A 26,340-nucleotide genomic window follows, 5' to 3' on the forward strand; every position below is an offset into this window, starting at 1 on the left:
AGGGGCCATTCCATCTAGGCGGGGGTCCCCCAGGCCACGATCTTCTCGATCACCGGCCGCCATTCGGGCTCGACCGGCAGGCCGATCACGTCGCGCAGGGTCGCTTCCAGCTCGTCGGCCGACAGGTCGCGCTGCTCGACCAGGGCGCCGTCGGCGTCGCGCCAGGTCAGGCGGTTGTTCTTCAGGGCGTAGCGGGCGGTCGGCGTGGTGCGGCCGGCCGTCAGGCTCCAGGTGAAGTGCGAGCTGGGGTGAGTGTAGGTGTAGAAATTGACCTGCTCGTAGTCCTGGTCGGCCCAGGCGCCCAGAGCCACCTGGTAGGTCGCCGCCCACTTGCCCGAGAGGTTGGCCTGCACCCGGCGCTCGCCGCCCAGCTCGGCCACGGGCAGGATGCGGAAGTCGCCGTTGGGCGTGGCCTGCGCCTCGTCGGAGAACAGGCGCAGCGGCGCGGTCAGCACGCAGCCGCCGAAGCCGACGTCGGCCAGCCAGACCGTGTCGTCGCCCGGAACCCGCACGCCCAGCACCATGTGCGAGCGCGGTCGGGGCGGCGCGTCGTCGGGGACCATCCACAGCACCCGCGCCATCAGGCCCGTGACCTCGAAGCCCAGCGCCGTCAGCACCCGCTTGAACAGCCCGTTCTGCTCGTAGCAGTAGCCCCCTCGCCCGGCCGCGATCAGCTTGGCGTCGATGTCGGCCGGATCCAGGCTGATCGCCCTGCCCAGCAGCACGTCGACATTCTCGAAGACGATGGCGTCGGGATGTTTCTGGTGGAGGGCGCGCAGCACCTCGAGCGTCGGCTCGCGGGGGCCGTCATAGCCGATGCGGGCGAAATAGGCGTCCAGATCGACCGAAGGTGAAGCCGCTTCGGTCGGCGCGATGTCCAGCTTGCTCACGGCCGCGATATTCCCTGTCTGTTCTCGGCCCTACAGGTAACGCTTCGGCGCGGGATTGCCACCCCGCGCCGAACGCTCGCGCGCCTTAAACGTCGAAATCCAGGCCCATGTCGTTGAACAGGCCGCGTTCCTCGGCCCAGTTCTCCTTGACCTTCACGTGCAGGAACAGGTGGATCTTGCGGTCGAGGATGTCTTCCAGCTCCTCGCGCGAGCTCTTCCCGATCCACTTGATCACCTCGCCGCCCTTGCCCAGCACGATGGCCCGCTGGCCGTCGCGCTCGACATAGATGGTCTGCTCGATGCGGGCGCTGCCGTCCGGGCGTTCCTCGAACGCCGTGGTCTCGACCGAGGCGGCGTAAGGCAGCTCCTCGTGGACGCGCAGATAGATCTTCTCGCGGGTGATCTCGGCGGCCAGCAGGCGGGCCGGCAGGTCGGCGGTCTGGTCTTCCGGATAGAGCCAGGGGCCTTCCGGCATCAGCGAGGCCAGCTTGGCGGTCAGGTCGTCGACGCCCGCGCCGGTGCCGGCGCTGATCATGAACACCTCGGAATAGACGCCGGTCTCGTACAGGTCGTGGGCGACGGCCAGCAGGGTCTCGCGCTTGACGCCGTCGATCTTGTTCAACGCCAGGATCACCTGGCGGTTGGCGGCCTTCAGGCCCTCGATGATCGTCTGGACGTCCTGCACCGAGCGGTGCTCACCGGCCGAGGCGCGGCGCTCGCGCGAGGCGAGCTCGGCCTGCACGTCGACCAGGTGGACGACGACTTCGCTGTCCTCGGCGCCGCTCCAGGCGGAACGGACCATGGCGCGGTCCAGGCGACGGCGCGGGGTGAAGATGCCGGGGGTGTCGACCAGCACGATCTGGGTCTGGCCGATCATGGCCACGCCGCGCACGGGGAAGCGCGTCGTCTGGACCTTCTGGGTGACGATCGAGACCTTGGCCCCGACCATGCGGTTGACCAGGGTGGACTTGCCGGCGTTCGGGGCGCCGATGATGGCGGCGAAGCCGGCGCGGGTGTTTTGGCCCGAGGGCTCTTGGGGGGTGTTTTCAGTCATTGCGCGTGCGTGTAGCACAGCGGAAGGGAAAAGCAGACGCCGAAGGACGCCTCCTCCGTCACGATGCGTATTCGCATCGCGCCACCTCCCCCGCCTTGCGGGTGAGGAGAAGGCTGGATCGATCTTTCCTCCCCCGTGAAACGGGGGAGGTGGCGCGTCGCGAAGCGGCGTGACGGAGGGGGCGTCTCCGCCTAAATCCCCGCCCCTTCCCGCTCCAGCAGCGCCTTGGCCGCCGCCTTCTCGGCCTCCTGCCGCGAGCGGCCCTCGGCATAAACCGGATCCAGGCCCACCACCGTCACTTGCACCGTGAACACCGGCGCGTGGTCCGGCCCCTTGCGGTCCTTGACGGCGTAGGTCGGCAGCGGCTTGCCCAGGCCTTGCGCCCATTCCTGCAGCGCCGTCTTGGGATCGCGCGGCTTGCCCTGGCCGGCCTTGTCGAACTCGTCGGCCCAAAGGTCCAGGAACACTCGGCGCGCCGTCTCCAGCCCGCCGTCGCGGTAGAGGGCCGCCATCAGGGCCTCGGCGGCGCCGGCCAGGATCGAGTCCGTCTCGCGGCCGCCGATCTTGCTGGACGAGGCCGACAGGCGCAGGGCGGGGCCGACATTGGCGGCGCGGGAGACCCGCGCGCAGGTCTCGCGGCTGACCAGGGCGTTCAGGCGCGGGGCCAGCTCGCCTTCCTTGGCCTTGGGGAAACGCTCGGCCAAGGCCTCGGCGGCCAGCAGGCCCAGCACGCGGTCGCCGATGAACTCCAGCACCTCGTTGTCGCCGGCCTTCTTGGCCCCGTCCCCGACGCTGGCGTGCGTCAGGGCCAGTTCCAGCAGCTGGCGATCCTGGAACGTGTGACCGATCCGGCGCTCCAGGTCGCCGACGGCGACGGCGCGCCGGTCTGTCACTTCAGAACGCGGAAGAAGCGGCTCGGACGGGCGTCCAGGAACCAGGTCCACGGCTTGAACAGGTGGGCGTCGGCGTTCCATGACAGCAGGATCAGCTGGGCGCGGCCCACCAGGTTCTCGGCCGGCACGAAGCCGACGCCTTCCTGCATGCCAATGTACTGGTCGTTGGCGTAGTCCCACTTGCACGTGCCGGGACCGGTCTTGAAGGCCGAGACGCCTGGGTCGAAGCGGCTGTCCAGCGAGTTGTCGCGGTTGTCGCCCATGAAGAAGTAGCAGCCGGCCGGCACGGTGTAGACGCCGGTGTTGTCGGCCTCGCTGTCGGGACCGTAGTCCTGGGTGGCGTATTTGCGGCCTTCCGGATTGGTCTCCTGGAAGCGGCCGGCGCGGATGGTGCCGTAGCCGGTGTCGACCAGGGCCGAGGGCAGTTCCTTGCGGTCCAGGACCTTGCCGTTGATGTAGACCACGCCGCCGCGCACCTGGACCTTGTCGCCGGGCAGGCCGATCAGGCGCTTGATGTAGTCGACCTTGGGGTCGCGCGGCAGCTTGAAGACGATGATGTCGCCGCGCTTGGGCGCGTGGCCCAGGATGCGGCCGTGGAACAGCGGCGGGCTGAACGGGATCGAATGCTTGGACCAGCCGTAGCTGAATTTCGAAACGATGATGTAGTCGCCCTGGTAGAGGTTGGGCTCCATCGACGCCGACGGGATCGTGAACGGCTGGAACAGCAGCACCCGCAGCACCAGGGCGATGCCCAGGGCGTAGGCGACCGTCTTGACGATCTCGATGAACTCCTTGACCGCCCCGGTCTTTTCATCGGGCGTCTCGATGTCGGTGGTGTCGGTCATGCGCTCAGGGGCTCTCGACGGAATGGGCTGCGGGCGAACCCGACGCGCCTAGCTAGACGGGCTTTACGACGGGAGCAAGCCGGGCGCCCGTTAACTCGCCTTCATGGTGTGGACGCGAAGAGGCGCCCGCGCCAGCTTGACCGTGGAATGCGGGCCTAAATTGTGGCGAAGACCGCCGCCAGCACCAGCGCGAAGAAGCCCCAGCCGACCAGCAGCCAGGCGAACGGCTTTTGCTGCCAGGGCATCAGCCGCGGCGCGCGGCGCGCCTTGGGCGCGGGTCTCGCTTCGATATCGCTCCAGATGGCCATGTGTTCCCCCGTCCCAGAACGGCGCCGTTTCAGGCGCTCTGGGATCAGGGGTGCAAGGCCGGGGCCGCGCCGTTCCAGGCCCTCCCCCCGTGGGGGAGGTGTCGGCGCAGCCGACGTAGGGGGGAGTGATCGGAAGGGGCCGCAACCCGGATCGACGATCCCAAAACTCCCCCCACCGGCCTTCGGCCGCCTCCCCCACAGGGGGAGGATCTACACCGCCTCGATGATCACGAAGGCCTGGGCGTAGGGGTGGTCGTCGGTCAGGGACAGGTGGATCACCGGGGTCATGCCCTCGGGGACCATCGCGGCGAGCCGCTCGGCCGCGCCGCCGGTCAGGGCCATGGTCGGCTTGCCGGACGGAAGATTGACCACCCCCATGCCGGACAGATGAACCCCGCGCTTCAGGCCCGTGCCCAAGGCCTTGGAGCAGGCCTCCTTGGCGGCGAAGCGCTTGGCGTAGCTGGAGGCGCGGTCGGGCTTGCGCTCGGACCGCTTGCGCTCGATCTCGGTGAAGACCTTGTTGGTGAACCGGTCGCCGAAGCGTTCGAGGGATTTCTCGATCCGGCGGATGTCGCACAGGTCCGAGCCGATCCCGATGATCACGTGACGATCTCGAGGCGCGCGGCGTTCATCAGGGCCCGCATCCGCTGCATGGCCTGGGGCAGCCCCACGAAGATCGCCTCGCCGATCAGGAAGTGGCCGATGTTCAGCTCGGCGATCTGCGGGATGGCGGCGATCGGCTTGACCGTGGCGTAGTCGATGCCGTGGCCGGCATGGACCTCCAGGCCCAGGCCGGCGGCCAATTCCGCGCCCGTCCTCAGCCGCTCCAGGATGGCGGCGGCCTTGTCGGCGTGACCCTCGCGCGCGGCGTCGCAATAGGCGCCGGTGTGCAGCTCCACCACCTGGGCGCCGGCGTCGGCCGAGGCCTGGATCTGGGCCGGATCGGCCTCGATGAACAGCGAGACCCGCGCCCCGACGGTGCGCAGGCGGGCGACAGCCTCGACGATACGGACCTTGCCGCGCACGACGTCCAGGCCGCCCTCGGTGGTGACCTCCTCGCGGCGCTCGGGCACCAGGCAGGCGGCGTGCGGCCTGGCCTGCAGGGCGATGCCGACCATCTCGTCGGTGACCGCCATCTCGAAGTTCAGCGGCTTGCCGCGCTTGAGGCACAGGTCGGTCAGCAGGGCGATGTCGGCGTCGCTGATGTGGCGGCGGTCCTCGCGCAGGTGGGCGGTGATGCCGTCGGCGCCGGCCGCCAGGGCCAGCTCGGCGGCCCGCACCGGTTCCGGATAGCTGGACCCCCGCGCGTTGCGGATCGTGGCCACGTGGTCGATGTTGACGCCGAGCCGCAGCATGCCGGTCAGCCCTTCAGACGCCGGCTGCCCGGATCCTCGATCGGGATGGCGGCCAGTTCGGGCGGCAGGGCGTCGGCGGGGTAGGCCGGGACCTCAAGGCTGGCCAGGGCCACCAGCGGCACGCCGACGTCGGCCTTGCCGCCCGAGCGGTCGACGATGCAGGCCGCGGCGATCACCTCGCCGCCGGCCTCCTGGATCGCGGCGATGCACTCGCGCGACGACAGGCCGGTGGTGACGATGTCCTCGACCATCACGACCTTCTGGCCGGGCTCCAGATGGAAGCCGCGGCGGAACTTGAAGCCGCCGGCCTCGCGCTCGACATAGATCGAGGCGACGTTCAGCCAGCGGGCGGTCTCGTAGCCGGGGATGATCCCGCCCACGGCCGGCGACACGGCCACGTCGGGCTGGCCGACGGTGGCGACGATCTTCTCGGCCAGGGCCTTGCAGAGGCGCGCGCAGCGCTCGGGCCGCATGAACACCAGGTTCTTTTGCAGAAAGACGGGACTGTGCAGGCCGGAGGACAGCACGAAGTGGCCTTCGCGCAGGGCGCCGGCGGCGCGGAATTCGTCGAGGACGTCGTCGTTGGTCATGAGGGTTGGATATAGCGGGTGGCGGCGAGTCTACAAACAGCGGACGCGCACTCGTCCCATGAACAGGGCCAGGCTGTCCCGGGCCTTGCCGCGAGTGTGTGTCCCCGTCCGCGCCACGATGCTATTCCGCCTTCATGAGCACTCCGGAATCAGACCCGCCCCGCCCTCGCGTCGGCTGCGGCGCGGCCATTCTCGACGGCCAGGGCAGGATCCTGCTGGTCCAGCGTCGGCGCCAGCCCGAGGCCGGCTGCTGGGGTCAGCCCGGCGGCAAGCTGGACTGGGGCGAAAGCGGCCGGACCTGCGCCGAGCGCGAGATCTTCGAGGAATTGGGGATCAGGATCGTCGCCGGCCCGGTGCTGTGCGTCACCGACATGATCGACCAGGACAGCCACTGGGTGGCGGTGACCTACCGCGCCGACGACTGCGTGGGCGAGCCGGCGATCCAGGAGCCGCAGGCCCTGGCCGACTGGGGTTGGTTCCCGCTGGACGCCCTGCCCTCGCCGCTGACCGCCGCGACGCTCGACGCGGTCACAGCGCTTAGGGCATAAGCTCGCCACTGATTTGCACCCGGCGTCCCGACGCCGGAGAACGGGAGCCCTCCGATGGCCGTCGTCACCCTCAAGCGCTGGAACCTGTCGATGGGCGCCGGCCAGCCGCTGGCCGTGATCGCCGGCCTAAACGTGCTGGAGAATATCGACCTGGCCCTGGAGGTCGGGCGCGAGCTGAAGGCGGTCACCGCCGAGCTGGGCCTGCCCTATGTGTTCAAGGCCAGCTTCGACAAGGCCAACCGCTCGTCGATCACCAGCTATCGCGGTCCTGGCCTGAAGGACGGCCTGGCGATGCTGGTCGAGATCAAGGCCAAGCTGAATGTGCCGATCGCCACCGACATCCACGAGGTGGACCAGGCCGAGCCGGTCGCCGCCGTGGCCGACCTGGTGCAGATCCCCGCCTTCCTGTGCCGCCAGACCGACCTGATCGTCGCCGCCTCGCGCGCCACGGCCGCCGCCGGCGGCTGGCTGCACGTCAAGAAGGCCCAGTTCATCGCCCCCTGGGACTGCAAGAACATCGTCCACAAGGCCCGCGAGGCCGCACCCGACCTGCAGATCGTCCTGTGCGAACGGGGCGCCTCGTTCGGCTACAACAACCTGGTGGTCGACATGCTGGGCATCGCGCAGATGCAGAGCCTGGGCGTGCCGGTGACCATCGACGCCACCCACGCCGTCCAGTTGCCGGGCGCCGATCCCCGCACGGCCGGCGGTTCGACCGGCGGCCGCCGCGAGGGCGTGCCGATCATCGCCAAGGCCGCCGTCGCCGCCGGCGCCGACGGGGTGTTCCTGGAGTTCCATCCCGAGCCCGACAAGGCCCTGTGCGACGGGCCCAGCTGCCTGCCGTTGAGCGACGCCGCCGGACTGCTGAAGACCCTGAAAGCCCTGCACGCGGCCGTGCGCGCTTAACCTCGGAGCCATTTCTAGCGAACCGCGTTGTAGCTGAGCTGTTCGTCGTCCCGCTGGAAGCCTCGTGAACCACATGCCGCTCGACATGAGCCCGACGCTCGCCCAGGTGTTCCCGGGCGACAGCGACATGGCGCGCCGCATGCGTGAGACGGACTGGGCCGCGACGCCGCTGGGTCCGCCCGAGACATGGCCGACCGGCCTGAAGACGCCGCTGGCCATGATGCTGACCTCGCGCTTCGAGATGTGGCTCGGCTGGGGCGAGGACCTCCGCTTCTTCTACAACGACGCCTACGTCCCCACCCTGGGGATCAAGCATCCGAACGCCCTGGGCCGCCCTGTCCGCGAGGTCTGGTCCGAGATCCGTGACGACATCGAGCCGCAGTTCCGTTCGGTCATGCTGGAGGGCCGTCCGACCTGGAACAAGGCCATGCCGCTGCTGCTAGAGCGCAACGGCTATCCCGAGGAGACCTACCACACCTTCTCCTACAGCCCGCTGCGCGAGGAGGGCCATATCCGCGGCCTGATGTGCGTGGTCACCGAGGAGACCGAGCGGGTGATCAGCGAACGGCGGCTGGAGACGGTGCGCCGCCTGGGCGAGTGCCTGATCGGCGCGGTCACCCAGGACGCGGTGCTGCGGGGCGTGTGCGACGCCCTGGCGGCCAACACCGAGGACTTCCCGTTCTCCCTGGCCTATGTCCGCGATCCGCTGGGCGGATTGGTCGGCTGCTCGGCGACCGAGGAAGGGCGCGAGCTGCTGCAGAGGTCCTGGCCGCTGGCGGCCGCGCGGGCCGGGCTTCGCAAGCACGCCCTGCCCCGAGGGACCTATCCGACCGGCGCATGGTCGATCCCGCCGACCGAGAGCCTGACCATTCCGATCCCGGGCCTGCACGGCGATCCGGCGGCGATCCTTGTGCTGGGCCTCAATCCGCACCGTCGCGACGACGAGGGGCTGCTGGACCTGGCGACTCTGGTGGCCGACCGGGCGGCCGGCGCCTTCGCCCAGGCCCGCAGCGTCGAGGAGGAACGCCGCCGGTCGGATCGGATCTGGACCAACGCCCGCGATCTGATGGTGGTGATCGACGCCGCCGGCGTCTTCCAGTCGGTGAGCCCCGCCTGGACCCGGATCCTGGGCCATCGCGTCGAGGACGTGATCGGCCGGCCGATGGAGGACTTCGTCGACCCCGCCGATCTGCCGCTCACCCGCCAGACGCACCGCGAGCTCTTCCACGGTCCTCAGCTCACCGGTTTCGAGAACCGCTATCGGACGCTGGGCGGCGGCGTACGCTGGATCTCGTGGAACACCGCCTTCGAGGACGGGCTGATCTACGGCTATGGCCGCGACATCACCGAGGAAAAACAGCAGGCCGAGGCGCTGAGACAGACCGAGGAAGCCCTGCGCCAGGCCCAGAAAATGGAAGCCATCGGCCAGCTGACCGGCGGCGTCGCCCACGACTTCAACAACCTGCTGACGGTCATCCGCTCGTCGGCCGACCTGCTGCGCAGCCGCGACCTGCCGGCCGACCGGCGCCGCCGGTATATCGACGCCATCTCCGACACGGCCGACCGCGCCGCCAAGCTGACAAGCCAGCTTCTGGCGTTCTCGCGTCGCCAGGCCCTGAAGCCCGAGCACTTCAACGTCGCCACCAAGGTCGAAACCCTGAGCGACATGCTGGCCTCGATCCTGGGCGCCCGCATCCAGCTGGACGTCTCGATCCTGTGCGAGGACTCCTTCGTCGAGTCCGACATCAACCAGTTCGAGACGGCGCTGATCAATCTGGCGGTCAATGCCCGCGACGCCATGGACGGCGAAGGGGCGCTGGCGATCCGCATCGACGCGGCGACCGCCATCCCGGCCATTCGCGGCCACGCGGCCAGCCAGGGCGACTTCGTCACCGTCTCGGTGGCCGACGACGGCGGCGGCATTTCGCCTGACGACCTGGCGCGGATCTTCGAGCCCTTCTTCACCACCAAGGAGGTCGGCCGCGGCACGGGCCTGGGGCTGAGCCAGGTCTACGGCTTCGCCAAGCAGTCCGGCGGCGACGTGGCGGTGGAAAGCCGTCTCGGCCACGGCTCGACCTTCACCCTCTACCTGCCCCGGACACGGCGCGTCGAGACGCAGGCCAGGCTTTCGCCCGCGCCCGCGCGCACTCGCCACGAAGGGCGCGTGCTGGTCGTCGAGGACAACGCGGCGATCGGCGAATTCGCCACGCAACTGCTGCAGGACCTGGGCTATCGCACCGAGCTGGCGACCAACGCGGTGGAAGCGCTCGCGCGGCTCGAGGCCGAGGCGACGTTCGACATCGTGTTCAGCGACGTGGTCATGCCGGGGATCGGCGGCGTCGAGCTGGCCCGGATCATCAAGGGGCGCTGGCCCGGCGTGCAGGTGGTGCTGACCAGCGGCTACAGCCATGTGCTGGCCACCGACGCCCATCACGGCTTTCCGCTGCTGCACAAGCCCTATTCGGTCGAGGAGCTGTCGCACATCCTGCGCCAGGCGCGGACGGAAGAGCGGGTCGAGGTCGGCGGCTAGCGCGCCTAACCCCGCGTCCGGTCCACGGTCTCGACCGTCGGGCAGGTGCGCAGCGCCGCCGAGATGTTGGTCAGGTGCTTGGCGTCGCGGACCTCCACGTCGATGTCGACGTCGAAGAAGTCGCTCTGCCGGTGGTGCATGCGCAGGTTGACGATGTTGCCGCCAGCCTCGCCGATGATCGTGCAGACCTGGCCGAGAACGCCGGGCGCGTTGCCGATCGTGGCGTGCAGACGGGCCAGGGAGACGGTCTCGCGCTCGGCCTCGGGCGTCCAGTTGAGATCGCGCCAGAGGTCCTCGCGGTCCTCGTATTCGGCCAGTTTCGGACAGTCGATCGTGTGGACGTCCAGGCCGCCTTCTTTGCTGTCCGACCCGTTTTCCCGCAGGATGCCGACGATCCGGTCGCCCGGCACCGGGCTGCAGCAGTGGGCGAAGTGCAGCGAGACGCCGGGGGTCAGGCCGCCGCCGCGCACATATAGCCGCGCGGCCGTGCCGCCGTCGATCTTGCGCCGCGCCGTGGCCACGGCCATCACAGCGTCCTTCATGCCCGGGAAGGCCGTCTCCAGCACCTGGCCGGGCAGCACCCGGCCGCGGCCGACGGCGTCGAACAGTCCGTCCTCGGTCTCCAGGGCGAAGCGCTCCAGGATCGGCCGCAGCGACACGTCCTTCAGCTTCTTGCCGGCCCGTTCGAACACCTGCTCCACCGAGGCCCGGCCCAGGCGCAGGAACTCTTCCTTCTCGGTCTGGCGGATGTGACGGCGGATGGCCGAGCGGGCCCGTCCCGTCACGGTCAAGGAACGCCAGTCCGGCGGCACCACGGGCTTGGAGCCCCGGACCACCTCGACCACGTCGCCGTTGTTGAGCAGGGTGCGCAGCGGCTTGAGCTCGCCGTTGATCTTCACCCCGATGCAGGTGTCGCCGACGCTGGTGTGGACCGCATAGGCGAAGTCCAGGGGCATGGCCCCGCGCGGCAGGCTGACCAGCTTGCCCTTGGGCGTGAACACGAACACCTGGTCCAGGAACATCTCGAGCTTGGCGTGCTCGACCAGCTCCTCGGCGTCGCCGCCGTGCTCGAGCACCTGGACCAGCTGGCGCAGGTTGGCCAGCGGATCGCGGCCGCCGGCGGCCTCCATGCCTTCCAGGTCCAGGCCGTATGAGGCGTCCTTGTAGCGGAAGTGGGCGGCCACGCCGTCTTCGGCGACCCGGTCCATGGCCTCGGTGCGAATCTGCATCTCGATGCGCATGCCGCGCGGCCCCACCACCGTGGTGTGCAGCGAGCGGTAGTTGTTGCGCTTGGGGGTCGAGATGAAGTCCTTGAAGCGGTCGGGCACGCTGGACCAGGCGCGATGCACGACGCCGAGGGCGCGGTAGCAGTCCTCCTCGCTGTCGACGATCACCCGGAAGGCGTAGATGTCGGACATCTGCGAGAAGCCGATCGATTTACGCTGCAGCTTGCGCCAGATCGAATAGGGCGACTTCTCGCGGCCGAAGACCCGAGCCGGCAGGCCGGACGATTCCAGGCGCGCGGCGATCTCCTGGCTGACCAGGGCCACCGCCCCGCCCTGCTCGGCGCGCAGGGTGTCGAGCCGGCGGATGATCGCGTTGCGGGCCACCGGATTGGTGTGCTCGAAGGAAAGCTCCTCCAGCTCGGTGCAGATGCGGTGGCAGCCGATGTTGCGGGCCAGCGGCGCGTAGATGTCGCGCGTCTCGCGGGCGATGCGCTCGCGCTTGGCCTGGCTCTTGATGAAGTGCAGCGTCCGCATGTTGTGCAGACGGTCGGCCAGCTTGACCAGCAGGACGCGGACGTCCTTGGAGATGGCCAGGATGAACTTGCGCAGGTTCTCGGCCTGGCGGGCGTGCTCGGCCTGCAGCTCCAGCTTGGACAGCTTGGTGACGCCCTCGACCAGCTCGGCGATCTCCTCGCCGAACAGCTTGGAGATCTCCTCCTTGGTGACCGGGGTGTCCTCGATCACGTCATGCAGCAGCGCCGTGACGATGGTCGCGGTGTCGAGCCGATATTCGGTGAGAATGCCGGCCACCTCGATCGGGTGGGCGTAATAGGGGTCGCCGCTGGCCCGGGTCTGCGAGCCGTGCATGCGCATGGCGTAGACATAGGCCCGGTTCAGCAGGGCTTCGTCCGCCGTCGGATCGTAGGCGTGGACGCGCTCGATCAATTCGTATTGGCGGAGGAACTTCTGGCGGGGCTTGGGAGCCGGAGCCGGGGCCACATCGTTGGCGGCGGGTAGAGACGAAGACGCGCCCGATTCTAAATCGGGCGCGCGTTCGGAAGGAGCGGCGGCGGGCGCCGCTTCGAGAATGAGAGGGTCTGCGCCGTCGGGGCTCAGTACCGCTCCTCCTGACCGCCGTCGCGGTCGCTCTGCAGGGCGCGAACCAGTTCGAGTTCGCTCATCTGCATGTGGGTGGGATCGGCCAGCAGGGCGAGGGTTTCGGCCTCTTCCTCGGCTTCGGTGTGCTCATCGACGCGTTGCAGCGTGGTGATCAGCTGTTCCTTGAGGCCCTCGTGGTCGACCACGTCGTCGGCGATCTCGCGCAGGGCGACGACGGGGTTCTTGTCGTTGTCGCGATCGACGAGCAGCGAGGCGCCGGCCGAGATGCCGCGCGCCCGGTGGGCGGACAGCAGGACCAGAGCGAAGCGGTTGGGAACCTTCTCGACGCAATCTTCGACGGTGACGCGGGCCATGAATTCCTCGGGCTATGAGCCTTGGTTATCGCAAAATAGGGTCTCGGGCGGCGTTACACAACGCCGCATTGGTGGAGTCCCGGCTTTCGCGAGGGGGCGCTTATGCCGTGTTCGCCCGGAGAAGTCCAGCGGGACGGACATCGAACCCGCCCAGGTCGATGTTGGGTTTACACAACATTCCTCGATATGTTAGGTAGACACAACCAAATGGAAGGATAACCCAACATGAACCCGACCTGGCCGGCGAACCCGCGGTACGTGATCGGCGCGATGGCGTCCTGGGCCTTGTTTCTGGCGTGCGTCGTCGGCGTGGTGTTCGGCAGAACCTCCGGCTGGCCTCCGGCGGCGCTGATGGCGTTGGCCGCCGTCCCCGCCGCCACGGTCGCCTGGCAGTTTTGGGCCGCCTATCGGCTGATCGCGGCGCAGGACGAGTTCTTCCGGGCCTTGACCGTCAAGCGCATGGTCGTGGCGGCCGGGCTGTCGATCACCCTGGCCACCGCCTGGAGCGTGATGGAGCTGACCGGCCTGCCGCACCTGCCGGCCTGGCTGATCTATCCGCTGTTCTGGGGTCTGTTCGGTCTGGTGACTCCCGTGATCCGGGACAGCCGCGCATGAAGAGCCGCCTCAAGGTGCTGCGGGCCGAGCGCGGCTGGACCCAGGAGCAGCTCAGCCAGGCGGTCAACGTGTCGCGTTACGCGATCAACGCCCTGGAGACCGAACGACACGATCCGTCGCTGGATCTGGCCTTTCGGATCGCGGGCGCGTTCGGCCTCAAGGTCGAGGAGGTCTTTCCCAATCCTCACGCCAAGACCTGAGCGGCGCGGAACCGGCCTAAGGCGTATCGACGTTCAAGCTACGTGCGTTCTCCTCGTCCTTCGACTAGCTCAGGATGAGGAGAATGGCGGGCGCCTCGTGACCAAAACGACAGTCTATAAATTCGACCTCATCCTGAGCTAGTCGAAGGACGAGGTCGTCCGCGGGCGCTGGAATGTCGATGCGCCGCTAGCGCGCCTTCTGCGGATGGATCGTCTCGCCGCGCTCCAGCATGGCGACGAACGTCTCGATCTTCTTCTTGCGGCCGGCTTCCGTCTTCATGTTGTGGATGCGGAAGGCCAGGGAGAAGCGGTTCTGCGCCGACAGCTTGGCCAGCATCGCCTTGGCCCCCGGGTTGGCGTCGATCGCGGCCTGCAGGTCGTCGGGGATCTTCATCCCCTTGCCGCTGCCGTAGGCCTTGTCCCACCGCCCGTCGGCCTTGGCCGCCTCGACCTCGCGCAGGCCGTGCTCGGTCATCCGCCCCTCGGCGATCAGGCGCGCGACGTTGTCGACATTGATCTGGCTCCAGATGCTCTTCCTGCCGCGCGGCGTGTAGCGCTGCAGGAAGCTCTGGTCGTCGAAGCCCTTGCGCACCGCGTCGATCCAGCCCCAGCACAGCACCACGTCGATCGCCTGCTTGGCGGTGATCGACGGCCGGTTCGATCCGACCTTGTGGATCTTGATCCAGACCTCGCTCTCCCGATCATGGTGACGCGAGAGCCAGTCGTGGAAGGCGTCGGCGTCGACGAACGCCTGGACGTGGGCGGGATCGACCTCGATGGCGGCCATCAGCGGCTCTCGGCAAGGAACGTCCCGGGCGCGGGGCCCGGGACCTGGAGAAGACCCTCTACCAGACCTTCACGCGCTTTTCTGGCGGCAGGTACAGCGCGTCGCCCGGCTTGATGTCGAACGCGGCGTACCAGGCGTCGAGATTGCGCACGGTGGAGGCGCGATAACGGTCGGGCGCGTGGCCGTCGGTGACCATCTGCTGACGCTGGGCCGCCTCGCGCGCATAGCCGCGCCAGGACTGGGCGTAGGCCAGGAAGAAGCGCTGGTCGCCGGTCAGGCCGTCGATCACCGGGGCCGGCTTGCCGCCCAGCGAGGCGTGGTAGGCGTCCAGGGCCGCGGCCAGGCCGGCGACGTCGGCGATGTTCTCGCTCAGCGTCTGCTTGCCGTTCACCGCCAGGTCGGGGAACGGCTTGTAGCCGTCGAACTGGTCGGCCAGGGCCGCGCCGGCCTTCTGGAAGTGCTCCAGGTCGGTGGGGGTCCACCAGTTGCGCAGGCGCCCTTGGCTGTCGAACTGGGCGCCCTGGTCGTCGAAGCTGTGGCTGATCTCGTGGCCGATCGTGCCGCCGGTGCCGCCGTAATTGGCCGCCGCGTCGGCGTCGACGTCGAAGTACGGGGCTTGCAGGATGGCCGCCGGGAAGTTCAGGCCGTTCAGCATCGGCAGGTTCACGGCGTTGACGGTCTGGGGCGTCATCACCCACTGGCCGCGATCGACGGGCTTGCCCAGTTGGCCGATCCAGTAGGCGGTCTCGAACGTCTCCGAGCGCTGGACGTTGCCGACCGGGTCGCCGCGCACGATCTCCAGGGCCGAATAGTCGCGCCACGTGTCGGGATAACCGACGCCGACCTTCAGCACCTCGACCTTGCGGCGGGCCTCGGCCTTGGTCTCCGGGGCCATCCAGTCCAGGCCGTCGATGCGGCGCACGAAGGCGGCCTTCATGTTGTCGACCATGCCCGAGACCTCGGCCTTGGACCGGGCCGGGAAGTACTGGTCGACATAGAGCTTGCCGACCACCTCGCCGAGCACGGCGTTGGTCGAGTTGACGCCGCGCTTCCAGCGGGCCGCCAGCTGCGGCGTGCCCGACAGGGTGTTTCCGTAGAAGGCGAAACGCTCGTCGACGAAGGCCTTGGGCAGCAGGTTCGAATAGTGGTCCAGGTAGTGGAAGGCCAGGTAGTCCTTCCAGGTCTCCACGCTCTCGTCGGCGGCGACCTTGCCCAGGCCCGTGACCATGGTCGGATGCCAGACGATGAAGCGCGGCTGGCCGGCCAGGCCGGCGGCGGTGAAGAACGTCTTCCAGTCCAGGCCCGGGGCCTTGGCCGCGAAGTCGGCCTGGGTCCAGCTGTTGTTGGCCTTCTGGACGTCGGCGCTGTCGGCGCGGCTGCCCGAGGCCTGGGCGATCCTGGTCTCCAGCGCCAGGATCCGCGCGGCCTTGGCGTCGGCGTCGGCGACGCCGCCCAGGGTCAGGATCTTGGCGATGTGGGCGAGGTATTTCTCGCGGACCGTCTTCATCGACGCCTTGTCGGACAGGTAGTATTCGCGGTCGGGCATGCCCAGGCCGCCCTGCAGCAGGAACGGCGCGTACTTGCTGGTGTCGTCGAAGGCCGGCGAGGCCCACAGGCCCAGGACGTTGTCGGTGTAGAAGTCGGTGGCGTTCAAGGCGTCGACGTCGGCGCGGACGTTGCCGCCCAGCACGGCGGCCAGGTCGGTGCGGGTCTTGATCGCCGCGATCCGCGCCAGGCCCGCCTGCATCGGCGCCAGGCCGGCCTTCTCGATGGCCGCCTCGTCCATGTAGCTGGCGTAGTAGTCGCCGACCTTCTTGGCGTCGGCCGAACCGCCGTCCTTGGCCGCGGCCTGGATCAGGTCGACCGTGCGCTTGGCCGCCTGCTCGACCAGGATGGCGCCGACGCCGTAGCTGCTGCGGTCGGCCGGGATCGGATTGGCCTTGATCGCCGTGCCGTTGGCGTAGGTCCAGAAGTCGTCGCCGGGCTTGATCGAGGTGTCGAAGGCGCCCTTGTCGACGCCGCTCTTCAGGTCGGCGGCGAAAGCCGGGGCGGAGGCCAGCAGCGCGCAGGCGGCGGCGCAGGCGAGCAGCGAACGGGTGAAGGTCATGAAGGATGGTCCCCAGGGAGCGCGAGCGCGGCGGCGCTCAGCACGATTTGGCGCGGACTATCGAACCGGCTTGGTCAGGGGGCGAATTAAAGTTTGGCAATGTCCGGAGACGGCGTCGCGTCCGCCCCCACGCCGGCGGTCGCCGCCAGGTCGGCCGCCGTCCGCCCGCTGACCGGGTGGCGCCAGTCAGGCGCGATCTCCGCCAAGGGCCCCATCACGAACAGGCGCTCGTGGGCCCTCGGATGCGGCACGACCACCGCCCCCTCCAGCACCGTGCGGCCATGGGCGATCAGGTCGAGGTCCAGGGTTCGGGGCGCGTTGGGCTCGATCCGCGTCCGGCCGAAGCGGGTCTCAACGCGGTGCAGGACGGTCAGGACCTCGCTCGGCGACAGCGCCGTCTCGACCAGGACGACGCCGTTCAGATAGGCTGGCGCGGCCGGGTCGGGCCAGGCCGCCGAGGTCCACCAGGAGGAACGCGCCGCCGCCGCCAGTCCCTCCGACGCCAGGGCGTCGAGCGCCGCCTCGAGCAAGGCCTCGCGACTCGCGTATGATCCGGGCAGGCTGCAGCCGAGCGCGACCACCACCGCCTGATCCAGCCCATTTTGATCGAACTGATTTTTCAAGGATTTCCGACCACGTGACCTTTTACCCGACCGAGCGCCTGGCGCTGTTCATCGACGGGGCCAATTTCTTTTCCGCCGCCAAGGCCCTGGGCTTCGACATCGACTACCGCAAGCTGCTGGACGAGTTCCGCAAGCGCGGCGTGCTGGTGCGGGCCTATTACTACACCGCCATCGCCGAGAACGAGGAGTATTCCCCGATCCGGCCGCTGGTCGACTGGCTGGACTACAACGGCTTCACCCTGGTGACCAAGCCGGCCCGCGAGTTCACCGACAGCCAGGGCCGCAAGCGCTGGCGCGGCGACATGGACATCGAGATCGCCGTCGACATGCTGGAGATGGCCGCCACGGTCGACCACCTTGTGCTGTTCTCGGGCGACGGCGACTTCCGCGCCCTGGTCGAGGCCGTGCAGCGCAAGGGCCGCCGGGTCACCGTGGTTTCCACCATGAAGAGCCAGCCGCCGATGACCAGCGACGACCTGCGCCGCCAGGCCGACAACTTCGTGGACCTGGCGGACCTGGGCGCCATCATCGGCCGCCCGCAGGCCACCCGAAATCCCCTGCCCCGCTTCGTCACCGATCCGGCCCGTGGTCCGGCGGCTCACGACACCCCTGAAAGCGATGGGGACGACGAGGACTAGCCATGGGTCAGCACTCCAACATCTCCGGCGAGGTCGTGCCCTCGCCCGCCGAGCCGCCGCGCGACTGCCCGCTGTGCCCGCGCCTGGTGGCGTATCGCCGCGAGAACCAGGACCTCTATCCCGACTGGTTCAACGGCCCGGCCCCGTCGTTCGGCGACCACGAGGCCCGGCTGCTGGTCGTGGGCCTGGCCCCCGGCCGCAAGGGCGCCAACCGCACCGGCCGGCCGTTCACCGGCGACTATGCCGGGACGCTGCTCTACGACACCCTTATCAAGTACGGCTTCGCCACCGGCAAGTTCGAGGCCCGGCCCGACGACTCCCTGAAGCTGATCGGCGCGGCCGTGACCAACGCCGTCCGCTGCGCCCCGCCCGGCAACAAGCCCGAGACCTCGGAAGAGAACAACTGCCGGCCGTTCCTGACCGCGCGGCTGGAGATGTTCCCCAACCTGAAAGCCATCGTCACCCTGGGCGACGTCTCGCGCCGCAACATGCTGAAGGCCCTGGGCCTGAAGGCCTCGGCGGGCCTGCCCGGCCATGGCACGGAGTTCCAGGCCGGACCCTATCGGGTCTTCAACAGCTATCACTGCTCGCGACTGAACACGAACACCGGCCGGCTGACGACGCCGATGTTCGAGGACCTGTTCGCGCGGGTGAAGGCGTATCTGGACGCCAATCCGTAGCGCTGTGCGTCCTTCGAGGCTCGGCTACGCCTCGCGCCTCAGGATGAGGGATTCAGAGCCACGAAGCTCCTCATCCTGAGGCGCCCGCGCAGCGGGCCTCGAAGGACGCAAGGCCTCACCACACCAGCCCCGCCGTCTTCAGCCGCACCCGCGCCAGGGTGTGGTTCGAGGCCAGGAACAGGGTGCTTCCATCCTCGCCGAACGCGCAGTTGGCGATGGCCGTGCCCGTCTCGATCACCCCGATCAGCTCGGCGTCGGGCGTCAGCACCAGCACCCCGCCCGGCCCCGTCGCGTAGAGCCGCCCTTCGGTGTCCAGGCACATGCCGTCCGGCAGACCCAGGCCGCCGGCTTCGCGTAGCGGCATGGCGTCGAAGAACAACGCCTTGGCCGTGGGCATGCCGTCCGGACCCAGGTCGTAGACCATCAGCTTGGGGCCGTCCGGGTCGGAGACCGACACGTAGAGCCGGCGCTGGTCCGGCGACAGGGCGATCCCGTTCGGGAAGGTCAGGTCGGCGTCCAGTAGATCCAGCGTCCCGTCGGGCGCCAAACGGTAGACGCCGTTGAAGTCCAGCTCGCGCAATGGCGAGGCGTTGCGGCCCTTCAGGCCATAGGTCGGGTCGGTGAAATAGATCGCGCCGGTCTTCGCCACGGCCAGGTCGTTGGGGCTGTTGAACCGCTTGCCCTGATAGCGATCGATCAGGAAGGTCTTCCTCCGGGTCTTCAGGTCGATCCTGGCCAGGGCGCGGTTGCCGTGGTCGCAGGCCAGCAGGTCGCCGGCGGCGTCCAGCGCCATGCCGTTCTGGCCGGGCTCGGCGAAGGCGTCGGTGGGCGGGCCGTCATAGCCCGACGGGTTCAGGAATTCGCTGACCCCGTCCGCCTCGCTCCAGCGGTACATGACGTTGCCCGGCACGTCGGAAAACACCAGATAGCCGCCGTCGCGGACCCAGACCGGGCCCTCGGCCCAGACGAAGCCTTCGGCCAGTTGCTGGATTTCGGCGTCGGCCGCCACGACGGCGTCGAGCTTCGGGGAGAGGCGATGGATCTGCCCGACGGAGGGATAGGTCATCTCTGAACTCACGCTTGCGAACGAACTCTCGGCAGGGCGTCCAGCCACCGCGCATAGGCCGCCTCTCGGGTCACCGTATCGAACGTCGGCGTCAGCAGCTCCGCCTCCGGTCGCGCCTTCACCGCCTCCTCGACCGAGCCGTACACGCCCGCCCCGACGCCGGCGAACAGAGCCGCGCCCAGGGCCGTGGTCTCCTGGTAGCTGGCGCGGTGCACCGGAATGCCGGTCAGGTCGGCCAGGCGCTGACTGAACCAGGCGCTCTTGGCCATGCCGCCGTCGATGCGCAGGGCCGCGTCCTCGAAGGCCGACGGGGCGTCGGCCCGCATGGCCTCGATCAGGTCGCGCCCCTGGAAGACGCAGGAGTCGAAGGTGGCCTGGGCGATCTCGGCCAGGCCGGCGTCGCGGGTCAGGCCAAAGATCGCGCCCCGCGCCTCGGCGTCCCACCAGGGCGCGCCCAGGCCGGTGAAGGCCGGCACCACCACCACGCCGTGGCCGCCGCGCGCCGAACGGGCCAGGGCCTCGGCCCCGCGCGGGCCGCCGGTGACGCCCAGCCCCTCGTTCAGCCACTGGATCGCCGCCCCGGCCACGAAGATCGAGCCCTCCAGGGCGTAGGTCGTCCGGCCGTTCACCCGCGCGGCCACGGTCGTCAACAGGCGCGAGGCCGAATGCGGCCGGTCCTCGCCGGTGTTGACCAGCATGAAGCCGCCGGTGCCGTAGGTGACCTTCATCTCGCCCGGATGGATGCAGCCCTGCCCCATCAGCGCCGCCTGCTGGTCGCCCGCCACGCCGCGGATCGGCAGGGGTCGACCCAGGATGTCCGGCGTCACCTCGCCGTAGTCGCCCGCGCAGTCGAGCACCGTCGGCAGCAGGGCGCGCGGCACGTTCAGCAGCGACAGCATCGCGTCCGACCAGTCCTGCTTCTCGATGTCGAACAGCAGGGTGCGCGAGGCGTTGGTGGCGTCGGTGACGTGGTTGGCCTTGTCGGTCAGCCGCCAGATGACCCAGGTGTCGATCGTGCCGCACAGCAGCTCGCCCGCCTCGGCCCGCCGCCGCGCGCCCGGAACCTTGTCCAGGATCCAGGCGATCTTCGTGCCCGAGAAATAGGGGTCCAGCAGCAGGCCGGTGGCGGCGGTGACGGCCGGTTCATGGCCAGCGTCGCGCAGCCGGTCGCAGACGTCGGCCGTGCGGCGGTCCTGCCAGACGATGGCCGGATGGATCGGGCGGCCGGTGGCCTTGTCCCAGACCACCACCGTCTCGCGCTGGTTGGTGACGCCCAGAGCGGCGATGTCGGCGCTGTCGCGGCCGCACGTCTCGACCGTGTCGCGCAGCACGCCCACGCAGGCGGCGTAGATCTCCTCGGCGTCGTGCTCGACCCAGCCGTCGCGCGGATAGCTCTGGCGCAGCGGCCGGCTGGCGTCGCCGACCGGTTTGCCGTCGGCCTGAAACAGAATCGCCCGGGTGCTGGTGGTGCCCTGATCGAGCGCGAGGATCAGAGGTTTGCCCATGCGTCTTGCGTCTCCCTGGCGGTCTTTCCGATTTTCTGCCCTGCGGCATCGCGACGCTTGACCCCATGTGTCATGGCTTCACCTGTTTAAGCATGTTTTCATCTGACGCGGCCAAGGTCCGTCTTGGTTAAGCTTGGATTTCGAGGAGGCCCGTGAACCAGGCCGCCCAGACCGCGCAGCTCTTGTCCCTGGCCCGCAGCCGCGAGCCGGCCGATCGCGAACGCCTGCTCAACGGCATCGTCGAGATGTGCGACGCCAGCCAGGCCGCCGGCGGCCAGACCGCCCCCGAAGTCCAGATCCTGCTCGACTCGATCTTCATGACCCTGGTGGTCGAGGCCGAGCGTGACATCCGCGCCCGCCTGGCCCAGAGCTTGGCCGACGCCACCTGGGCGCCGCCCGCCCTGATCAACATCCTGGCGCTCGACGAGATCGAGATCGCCCGCCCGATCATCGCCCGCAGCCCGATCCTGCGGGATCACGACCTGATCCGCCTGCTGGTCCAGGCCACGCTGGAGCACCAGATCGAGATCGCCCGCCGGCCGCAGCTGTCGCCCGCCGTGGTCGAGGCGATCCTGGCCAAGGACGAATCGGCGGTGCTGACCGCCCTGGCCTCCAACCCCACCGCCCAGATCTCGCCCGAGGGCCTGCGCCGGCTGGTCGACAAGGCCCGCGACGTGGTCGCCCTGCGCTCGCCCCTGGCCCGGCATCCCAACCTGTCCAGCGACCTGGCCGAGCAACTGTATCTGTGGGTGGGCCGCGCCCTGCGCGACGCGCTGACCGGCCGCTTCCAGCTGGATCCCGACAAGATGGCCCAGGCCGTCGGGGCCTCGCTGCACGCCGCCCATGCGGGCGCGCCGCGCGACGACAATCCCGCCGTCGAGCAGGCCGAGGATCGCGAGGCGATGGAGGCGGCCCTGGTCGAGAAGCTGGACGCCGCCGGCCAGCTGCGGCCCGGCTATCTGCTGCGGGTGCTGCGCGAGCGGCGTCTGCCGCTGTTCCTGTTCGCCCTGGCGCGTCTCGGCGGCTTCGACATCCGCCAGGTGCGACGAGCGGTCGACAGCAACCGTCCCGAACTGCTGGCCCTGGCCTGCTCGGCCGTCGGCATCGACCGCAGTGTCTTCCCGACCATCCTGACCCACGTGCGCGAGCTGAACGGCGGCCGTCCCGGCGGCGGCGCGGAAGCCGCCCGCAAGGCCAGCGGCGCCTTCGGCCCCTTCGCCCCGGACATCGCGGCCATGGCGTTCCGCCAAGCGGTCAGCGCGGCCTGATAAGGCCTCGGGGCGGTGTCGCCTCCAGGTTTGACAAGGCGACGTCAATCCAGCCACTTGGCGCCATGTTCCAGCCCCTGCCCTTCGTGACTCGCCTGACCTTCAAGGCCAGTGACCGCCCCGAGGCGCAGGAGGCGCGCGAGCGGCTGATCGCGCGCTACGGCGACGTCGGCGACGAGAGCGCCCAGGTGATCGTCGCCCTGGGCGGCGACGGCTTCATGCTGGAGACCCTGCACGACACCCTGCAGCGCCAGACGCCGATCTACGGCATGAACCGCGGCTCGGTCGGCTTCCTGATGAACGAGTACAGCGAGGACGACCTGCTGGCGCGGATCAACGCCGCCGAGCGGGCCGTGATCCATCCGCTGGCCATGGTCGCCATCGACGCCAACCGCAAGCAGCACCGGGCCCTGGCCATCAACGAGGTGTCGCTGCTGCGCCAGACCCGCCAGACCGCCAAGCTGCGGATCAGCATCGACGGCAAGGTGCGGATGGGCGAGTTGGTCTGCGACGGCGCCCTGCTGGCCACGCCGGCCGGCTCGACCGCCTACAACCTGTCCGCCCACGGTCCGATCATCCCGATCGGCGCCCAGGTCCTGGCCCTGACGCCCATCAGCGCCTTCCGCCCCCGACGCTGGCGTGGCGCGCTTTTGCCGCAGACAGCCAGGGTGACGTTCGAGATCCTGGAATGCGATAAGAGACCCGTAAGCGCCGTGGCCGACAACTTCGAGGTCCGCGACGTGGTCGAGGTTCACATCGCCGAGGACAGCAGCGCCAGCCTCTCCATGCTCTTCGACGCAGGTCGAAGCCTTGAGGAGCGGGTACTGACGGAGCAGTTCTCGGCCTGACAACGTTGGACTTATTGGTCAGGGCACCATCTGCCTTTGGTCAGGGTAGAAACGGGCGTCTCATCTAATGTTAACGTCTTGACCCTACATTCCACGCCAATGCCTAGGGGGAAAGCGTCCGTGACAACCAAGTCCGCCGCGGAAGTTATACAGGTGCCGAACATGCTCAAGCTCAAGGTAGGCGGTCGCGGCGGCATCGACATGGCAGCCATCGCCAAGGCCGAAGCCGCGCTGAAAAGCTTGTCGGGCAACTTCGCCCAATGGCTCAATGACGAGATCGTCAAGCTTGAGGCCGCTCGCCAGGACGTTCGCGCCAAAGGCCTGACCGCCGAGACGGTCGAGACCCTCTATCTGCGCGCCCACGACCTGAAAGGCCTCGGCGCCACCTATGATTTCCCGCTGATCACCCGCCTGGCCGCATCGCTTTGCCGGCTGATCGACGATCCGGAGACGCGCCTGACCGCGCCGATGTTCCTGGTCGACGCCCACATCGACGCGATCAAGGCCTGCGTCCGCGACGACATCAAGACCGACACCCACCCCGTCGGCAAGATCCTGGCCGTCGAGCTGGAAGGCCGCGTGGCGGACTATCTGGCCGCCTGATCGGTCGATCTTCGAAAATCCCGAAAAGCCCCGGTCGCGCCGGGGCTTTTTCTTTGCCCATCGCCTCGCCGCCCTCCGCCTCAGACCCCAAACAGCCCCTTCAGGTACGGGTTGAGCATCCGCCCGTCGGGATCCAGCTTGGCCCGCACCTTGAGGAAGTCGTTCCAGCGCGGATAGAGCCCGGCCAGCTGGTCGCCCGAGACGCTGTGCAGCTTGCCCCAGTGCGGCCGGCCGCCGTAGCGGCGGAAGATCGGCTCGATCAGGGTGTAGAGGAAGGCGAACTCGTCCTTGTAGTGGGCGTGGACGGCGATGGAGCCCCGGGGCTCGCCCTGAAAAGGCGACAGCCAGGCGTCGTCGGGGGCGATGCGGCGGCATTCGATCGGGAAGAAGACGTCGGGACGCGCCTTCTCGATGGTCGCCACGATCTCGGCCAGGGCCTTGAGCTGCACCGACGCCGGCAGGTGGAACTCCATCTCGTTGAAGCGCACCGGACGCTCGGTGGACAGCAGCTTCCAGCCCTCGTCGATCGCCCGCTCGGGCTTGGTCCCGCCCAGCAGGGCCCGGGCGGCGGCCTTGCGCAGCGGGGCCGAGAAGCCGAGCAGGTTGCGCAGGCCCTTCAGTGCGTCGAGGAAGACGGTGTCCTGGTCCGGTCCGCGCGGAATGGCCGGGGCGTCGGTCTCGTCGTGGCTGATATTGGCGGCCAGGCCGGTGAACGGCACGGCGTAGAACTCGAAATTGCGGTGCCTGGCCCAGCGGTCCTCGGCCTTGGCCAGGGCGTCCTCGAACGGCTCCAGCCAGACATTGCGCTCCAGCCGACGGTTGGCGGTGGTCTTCAGCCGGACCTGGGTGATCACCCCGAGCGATCCCAGCGAGACCTTGGCGGCCTGGAAGACGTCGGCGTTGCGGTGCTCGCCGCAATCGATCGTCTCGCCCTTGGGGGTGACCAGGCGCAGGGCGGTGACGTCGCCGTGCAGGGCCTTGATCGCCCGGCCCGTGCCGTGGGTGCCGGTGGCCAGGGCGCCGGCCAGGGCCTGCTTGTTGATGTCGGGCAGATTGGCCATGGCCCGGCCCTTGGCGGCCAGGGCGGGACCCAGCGCGCCCAGCCGCGTGCCCGCCGCGACGATCGCCTCGTCGCCCTCCCAGGCGATGATCCCCGACAGCGCGTCCAGCGACACCAGGGTCCCGTCCGTGGGGGCCAGGGCGGTGAACGAATGGCCCGCCCCCACCGGACGGATCGGCGCCAGGGCGGTCTTGAGGACCGAGGCGACCTCGGCCTCGGTCTTGGGGGCGACGCGGGCGGCGGGATAGGCGTGCTGCACGCCCGACCAGTTGCGCCACAGCAGATGGCCCTTGGCGTCGGTGGTCGGCGGGGACGGCGGCTCGGGCTTGTCGTGCGTCGCGACCGCGTAGCCGCCGCCGACCGCCGCCGCGCCCAGTCCCGCGCCCACGAGGAGCGCCCCTCGCCTCGATACCGTCATCCGTTCCACCCCCCAGCAGTCTTACCCGGCGGGATCTTCGCGTCCCGCCATGAAGCGTATGAGAGCGTTGAAATCGTCCGGGGTGCAAGCCACGCATTGTCCGCCGGCCGGCATGGCCTGGAACCCTTGGACGGCGTGGTCCAGCAACACGGCCTGGCCCTGCTTCCAGCGCGGATCCCAGGCCTTTCGGTCGTGGACCAGCGGCGCGCCCGTGCCGGGGACGGCGTGGCAGGCCTTGCAGGACTCGCCATACAACGCCGCCAGCCGGGCGTCGGCCGGAGCCAGCGCCAAGGCCTGCGCCGCCGTCGGCGCGGGCGGGACGGGCTGGGAGCAGGCCGCCAGGCCGACGGTCAGGGCCAGAGCGACCGCCCAAGTCTTGGGGAGGCGCACTATTCGGCGATCCCGTTCAGGCGCTTGGCGGCGCTGACGGTGTTGGCCAGCAGCATGGCGATGGTCATCGGCCCCACGCCGCCCGGCACCGGCGTGATGGCGCCGGCCACGGCCTTGGCTTCCTCGAAGTCGACATCGCCGACCAGGCGGGTCTTGCCGGCGGCGGCGGCGACCGGGTCGCGAGAGGGGAATCGGGTGATGCCGACGTCGATGACCGTGGCGCCCGGCTTGATCCAGTCGCCCTTGACCATCTCGGCCCGACCGACGGCCGCCACCAGGATGTCGGCCTCGCGGCAGATGGCCGGCAGGTCCTTGGAGCGGGAGTGGGCGATGGTCACGGTGCAGTCGGCGGCCAGCAGCAGCTGGGCCATCGGCTTGCCCATCAGGTTGGAGCGGCCGATCACCACCGCCCGCTTGCCGGTCAGGTCGCCGACCACGTCCTTGAGCAGCACCATGCAGCCGGCCGGGGTGCACGAGGTCAGGGCCGGCAGGCCGCTGGCCAGGCGCCCGGCGTTGGTCACCGTCAGGCCGTCGACGTCCTTGTCGGGCGAGATCGCCGCGACGATGGCCGCCTGGCTCATGTGATCGGGGACCGGGAACTGCACCAGGATCCCGTGGATGGCCGGATCGTCGTTCAGGCGCTCGACCAGCGACAGCAGCTCGGACTGCGACGTCTCGGCCGGCAGGCGGTGGGTCTCGGAATGCATGCCGGCGGCCAGGGTCTGCTCGCCCTTGCTGCGCACATAGACCTGGCTGGCCGGGTCCTCGCCGACCAGCACGACGGCCAGGCCCGGCGTCAGACCGTGCTGGGCCTTCAGGCCGGCGACCTCGGCGGCGACCCGCTCGCGCAGCTGGGCCGCGAAGGCCTTGCCGTCGATGATTCTGGCTTGCGACATCGGCGTCTCCCGTTTGGCC

Annotated in this window: 28 protein-coding genes and 1 pseudogene; 11 read left to right on the plus strand and 18 right to left on the minus strand. The window is 69.3% G+C overall.

All coding sequences use genetic code 11. The features are described from left to right. Positions 1–14: 14 nt before the first annotated feature. The 8 genes from ASD21_RS04920 to pyrE all read right to left on the minus strand — a co-directional run bounded on the left by ASD21_RS04920 (position 15) and on the right by pyrE (position 5,935). Positions 15–890, minus strand: a complete 876-nt coding sequence (locus ASD21_RS04920; RefSeq protein ID WP_056437637.1) for an arylamine N-acetyltransferase family protein — start codon at positions 888–890, stop codon at positions 15–17. A gap of 85 nt (positions 891–975) precedes the next feature. Next, positions 976–1,944 (minus strand): GTPase Era, encoded by a 969-nt coding sequence (gene era / locus ASD21_RS04925; RefSeq protein ID WP_056437639.1) that lies wholly within the window; start codon positions 1,942–1,944, stop codon positions 976–978. Between the two features lie 191 nt (positions 1,945–2,135). Next, positions 2,136–2,837, minus strand: a complete 702-nt coding sequence (rnc, locus tag ASD21_RS04930) for a ribonuclease III (protein WP_056437642.1) — start codon at positions 2,835–2,837, stop codon at positions 2,136–2,138. Then, the gene (gene lepB / locus ASD21_RS04935) at positions 2,834–3,682 is read right to left on the minus strand and encodes a signal peptidase I (protein WP_056437647.1); all 849 of its coding nucleotides are present in this window, start codon (positions 3,680–3,682) and stop codon (positions 2,834–2,836) included. The genes rnc and lepB overlap by 4 nt, the downstream gene beginning before the upstream one ends. Before the next feature lie 155 nt (positions 3,683–3,837). Next, positions 3,838–3,990: a hypothetical protein gene (locus ASD21_RS23820; protein ID WP_156390595.1), complete on the minus strand. Its 153-nt coding sequence runs from the start codon at positions 3,988–3,990 to the stop codon at positions 3,838–3,840. A gap of 210 nt (positions 3,991–4,200) precedes the next feature. After that, positions 4,201–4,593 carry a holo-ACP synthase gene (acpS, locus tag ASD21_RS04940; protein ID WP_056437650.1) on the minus strand — a complete coding sequence of 131 codons (393 nt, stop codon included), beginning with the start codon at positions 4,591–4,593 and terminating at the stop codon, positions 4,201–4,203. After that, a complete protein-coding gene (locus ASD21_RS04945) occupies positions 4,590–5,345 on the minus strand; it encodes a pyridoxine 5'-phosphate synthase (RefSeq protein ID WP_056437651.1) in 756 nt (251 codons plus the stop codon). The genes acpS and ASD21_RS04945 overlap by 4 nt, the downstream gene beginning before the upstream one ends. 5 nt (positions 5,346–5,350) lie before the next feature. Further along, complete coding sequence (pyrE, locus tag ASD21_RS04950; RefSeq protein WP_056437654.1) at positions 5,351–5,935, minus strand: orotate phosphoribosyltransferase; 585 nt, start codon at positions 5,933–5,935, stop codon at positions 5,351–5,353. Between the two features lie 134 nt (positions 5,936–6,069). On the opposite strand from pyrE, the gene ASD21_RS04955 reads away from it, so the two are divergent. The 3 genes from ASD21_RS04955 to ASD21_RS04965 all read left to right on the plus strand — a co-directional run bounded on the left by ASD21_RS04955 (position 6,070) and on the right by ASD21_RS04965 (position 9,919). Further along, complete coding sequence (locus ASD21_RS04955) at positions 6,070–6,483, plus strand: NUDIX domain-containing protein (protein ID WP_056437657.1); 414 nt, start codon at positions 6,070–6,072, stop codon at positions 6,481–6,483. A 54-nt stretch (positions 6,484–6,537) separates the two neighbouring features. Beyond that, positions 6,538–7,389 (plus strand): 3-deoxy-8-phosphooctulonate synthase, encoded by an 852-nt coding sequence (gene kdsA, locus ASD21_RS04960; RefSeq protein WP_056437660.1) that lies wholly within the window; start codon positions 6,538–6,540, stop codon positions 7,387–7,389. 73 nt (positions 7,390–7,462) lie between these two features. Then, positions 7,463–9,919, plus strand: a complete 2,457-nt coding sequence (locus ASD21_RS04965; RefSeq protein WP_056437664.1) for an ATP-binding protein — start codon at positions 7,463–7,465, stop codon at positions 9,917–9,919. Between the two features lie 5 nt (positions 9,920–9,924). Here the strand turns inward: ASD21_RS04965 and ASD21_RS04970 are convergent, their stop codons facing one another. Continuing rightward, positions 9,925–12,018, minus strand: a complete 2,094-nt coding sequence (locus ASD21_RS04970) for a RelA/SpoT family protein (protein ID WP_235523770.1) — start codon at positions 12,016–12,018, stop codon at positions 9,925–9,927. Between the two features lie 239 nt (positions 12,019–12,257). Further along, complete coding sequence (gene rpoZ / locus ASD21_RS04975) at positions 12,258–12,617, minus strand: DNA-directed RNA polymerase subunit omega (protein ID WP_007671240.1); 360 nt, start codon at positions 12,615–12,617, stop codon at positions 12,258–12,260. 225 nt (positions 12,618–12,842) lie between these two features. Here rpoZ and ASD21_RS04980 point away from each other — a divergent pair, with 225 nt between their 5' ends. Then, positions 12,843–13,232, plus strand: coding sequence for a hypothetical protein (locus tag ASD21_RS04980; RefSeq protein WP_056437670.1), 390 nt, complete (start codon positions 12,843–12,845; stop codon positions 13,230–13,232). Further along, the gene (locus ASD21_RS04985; RefSeq protein WP_056437673.1) at positions 13,229–13,432 is read left to right on the plus strand and encodes a helix-turn-helix transcriptional regulator; all 204 of its coding nucleotides are present in this window, start codon (positions 13,229–13,231) and stop codon (positions 13,430–13,432) included. The genes ASD21_RS04980 and ASD21_RS04985 overlap by 4 nt, the downstream gene beginning before the upstream one ends. A gap of 187 nt (positions 13,433–13,619) precedes the next feature. On the opposite strand, the gene ASD21_RS04990 is transcribed toward ASD21_RS04985, so the two are convergent. The 3 genes from ASD21_RS04990 to folK form a co-directional block, all read right to left on the minus strand. Further along, entirely contained in the window at positions 13,620–14,219 is a 600-nt protein-coding gene (locus ASD21_RS04990; protein WP_056437676.1) for a YdeI/OmpD-associated family protein, read from the minus strand. A gap of 58 nt (positions 14,220–14,277) precedes the next feature. Continuing rightward, entirely contained in the window at positions 14,278–16,326 is a 2,049-nt protein-coding gene (locus tag ASD21_RS04995; protein ID WP_056437679.1) for a M13 family metallopeptidase, read from the minus strand. An 86-nt stretch (positions 16,327–16,412) separates the two neighbouring features. Continuing rightward, on the minus strand, positions 16,413–16,949 hold the full coding sequence (folK, locus tag ASD21_RS05000; RefSeq protein ID WP_056437682.1) for a 2-amino-4-hydroxy-6-hydroxymethyldihydropteridine diphosphokinase: 537 nt from the start codon (positions 16,947–16,949) through the stop codon (positions 16,413–16,415). A 14-nt stretch (positions 16,950–16,963) separates the two neighbouring features. On the opposite strand from folK, the gene ASD21_RS05005 reads away from it, so the two are divergent. From ASD21_RS05005 to ASD21_RS24260, 3 genes and pseudogenes are all read left to right on the plus strand, one after another. Beyond that, entirely contained in the window at positions 16,964–17,587 is a 624-nt protein-coding gene (locus tag ASD21_RS05005; RefSeq protein WP_056437685.1) for a LabA-like NYN domain-containing protein, read from the plus strand. A 2-nt stretch (positions 17,588–17,589) separates the two neighbouring features. After that, on the plus strand, positions 17,590–18,267 hold the full coding sequence (locus ASD21_RS05010) for a uracil-DNA glycosylase (RefSeq protein ID WP_056437688.1): 678 nt from the start codon (positions 17,590–17,592) through the stop codon (positions 18,265–18,267). Then, a pseudogene (locus ASD21_RS24260) lies at positions 18,268–18,377 on the plus strand (hypothetical protein); the annotation flags it as partial. A 5-nt stretch (positions 18,378–18,382) separates the two neighbouring features. On the opposite strand, the gene ASD21_RS05015 reads toward ASD21_RS24260, so the two are convergent. After that, positions 18,383–19,333, minus strand: coding sequence for an SMP-30/gluconolactonase/LRE family protein (locus ASD21_RS05015; protein ID WP_082554638.1), 951 nt, complete (start codon positions 19,331–19,333; stop codon positions 18,383–18,385). A gap of 8 nt (positions 19,334–19,341) precedes the next feature. Beyond that, positions 19,342–20,838, minus strand: coding sequence for a glycerol kinase GlpK (gene glpK / locus ASD21_RS05020; RefSeq protein WP_056437694.1), 1,497 nt, complete (start codon positions 20,836–20,838; stop codon positions 19,342–19,344). Positions 20,839–21,020: 182 nt separating this feature from the next. Between glpK and ASD21_RS05025 the strand changes: the two genes are divergently transcribed. The 3 genes from ASD21_RS05025 to ASD21_RS05035 all read left to right on the plus strand — a co-directional run bounded on the left by ASD21_RS05025 (position 21,021) and on the right by ASD21_RS05035 (position 23,557). Continuing rightward, positions 21,021–22,106 (plus strand): DUF2336 domain-containing protein, encoded by a 1,086-nt coding sequence (locus ASD21_RS05025; RefSeq protein ID WP_056437869.1) that lies wholly within the window; start codon positions 21,021–21,023, stop codon positions 22,104–22,106. 65 nt (positions 22,107–22,171) lie between these two features. Then, the gene (locus ASD21_RS05030; RefSeq protein WP_056437697.1) at positions 22,172–22,954 is read left to right on the plus strand and encodes an NAD kinase; all 783 of its coding nucleotides are present in this window, start codon (positions 22,172–22,174) and stop codon (positions 22,952–22,954) included. A gap of 120 nt (positions 22,955–23,074) precedes the next feature. Further along, a complete protein-coding gene (locus ASD21_RS05035; protein ID WP_056437700.1) occupies positions 23,075–23,557 on the plus strand; it encodes an Hpt domain-containing protein in 483 nt (160 codons plus the stop codon). A gap of 80 nt (positions 23,558–23,637) precedes the next feature. Here the strand turns inward: ASD21_RS05035 and ASD21_RS05040 are convergent, their stop codons facing one another. From ASD21_RS05040 to folD, 3 genes are read right to left on the minus strand one after another with little or no spacing between them, the layout of a single operon-like run. After that, complete coding sequence (locus ASD21_RS05040; protein WP_235524842.1) at positions 23,638–25,005, minus strand: D-arabinono-1,4-lactone oxidase; 1,368 nt, start codon at positions 25,003–25,005, stop codon at positions 23,638–23,640. A gap of 51 nt (positions 25,006–25,056) precedes the next feature. Next, positions 25,057–25,425: a c-type cytochrome gene (locus ASD21_RS05045; RefSeq protein ID WP_056437705.1), complete on the minus strand. Its 369-nt coding sequence runs from the start codon at positions 25,423–25,425 to the stop codon at positions 25,057–25,059. Continuing rightward, on the minus strand, positions 25,425–26,321 hold the full coding sequence (gene folD, locus ASD21_RS05050; protein WP_056437708.1) for a bifunctional methylenetetrahydrofolate dehydrogenase/methenyltetrahydrofolate cyclohydrolase FolD: 897 nt from the start codon (positions 26,319–26,321) through the stop codon (positions 25,425–25,427). The genes ASD21_RS05045 and folD overlap by 1 nt, the downstream gene beginning before the upstream one ends. Positions 26,322–26,340 lie beyond the last annotated feature (19 nt).

Origin of the sequence: Caulobacter sp. Root1455, from assembly GCF_001426905.1 — a bacterium.
Classification (GTDB): Bacteria; Pseudomonadota; Alphaproteobacteria; order Caulobacterales; family Caulobacteraceae; genus Caulobacter.

Coding starts and splice junctions, on each gene's coding strand:
- ASD21_RS04965 (WP_056437664.1), top strand. CDS start 7,463: ATGCCGCTCGACATGAGCCCGACGCTCGCCCAGGTGTTCCCGGGCGAC.
- ASD21_RS05015 (WP_082554638.1), bottom strand. CDS start 19,333: ATGACCTATCCCTCCGTCGGGCAGATCCATCGCCTCTCCCCGAAGCTC.
- ASD21_RS04985 (WP_056437673.1), top strand. CDS start 13,229: ATGAAGAGCCGCCTCAAGGTGCTGCGGGCCGAGCGCGGCTGGACCCAG.
- ASD21_RS04995 (WP_056437679.1), bottom strand. CDS start 16,326: ATGACCTTCACCCGTTCGCTGCTCGCCTGCGCCGCCGCCTGCGCGCTG.
- kdsA (WP_056437660.1), top strand. CDS start 6,538: ATGGCCGTCGTCACCCTCAAGCGCTGGAACCTGTCGATGGGCGCCGGC.
- folD (WP_056437708.1), bottom strand. CDS start 26,321: ATGTCGCAAGCCAGAATCATCGACGGCAAGGCCTTCGCGGCCCAGCTG.
- ASD21_RS04955 (WP_056437657.1), top strand. CDS start 6,070: ATGAGCACTCCGGAATCAGACCCGCCCCGCCCTCGCGTCGGCTGCGGC.
- ASD21_RS04980 (WP_056437670.1), top strand. CDS start 12,843: ATGAACCCGACCTGGCCGGCGAACCCGCGGTACGTGATCGGCGCGATG.
- era (WP_056437639.1), bottom strand. CDS start 1,944: ATGACTGAAAACACCCCCCAAGAGCCCTCGGGCCAAAACACCCGCGCC.
- ASD21_RS05010 (WP_056437688.1), top strand. CDS start 17,590: ATGGGTCAGCACTCCAACATCTCCGGCGAGGTCGTGCCCTCGCCCGCC.
- rpoZ (WP_007671240.1), bottom strand. CDS start 12,617: ATGGCCCGCGTCACCGTCGAAGATTGCGTCGAGAAGGTTCCCAACCGC.
- ASD21_RS23820 (WP_156390595.1), bottom strand. CDS start 3,990: ATGGCCATCTGGAGCGATATCGAAGCGAGACCCGCGCCCAAGGCGCGC.
- ASD21_RS05030 (WP_056437697.1), top strand. CDS start 22,172: ATGTTCCAGCCCCTGCCCTTCGTGACTCGCCTGACCTTCAAGGCCAGT.
- glpK (WP_056437694.1), bottom strand. CDS start 20,838: ATGGGCAAACCTCTGATCCTCGCGCTCGATCAGGGCACCACCAGCACC.
- ASD21_RS04945 (WP_056437651.1), bottom strand. CDS start 5,345: ATGCTGCGGCTCGGCGTCAACATCGACCACGTGGCCACGATCCGCAAC.
- lepB (WP_056437647.1), bottom strand. CDS start 3,682: ATGACCGACACCACCGACATCGAGACGCCCGATGAAAAGACCGGGGCG.
- ASD21_RS04990 (WP_056437676.1), bottom strand. CDS start 14,219: ATGGCCGCCATCGAGGTCGATCCCGCCCACGTCCAGGCGTTCGTCGAC.
- ASD21_RS04970 (WP_235523770.1), bottom strand. CDS start 12,018: ATGCGCATGCACGGCTCGCAGACCCGGGCCAGCGGCGACCCCTATTAC.
- pyrE (WP_056437654.1), bottom strand. CDS start 5,935: ATGACCAACGACGACGTCCTCGACGAATTCCGCGCCGCCGGCGCCCTG.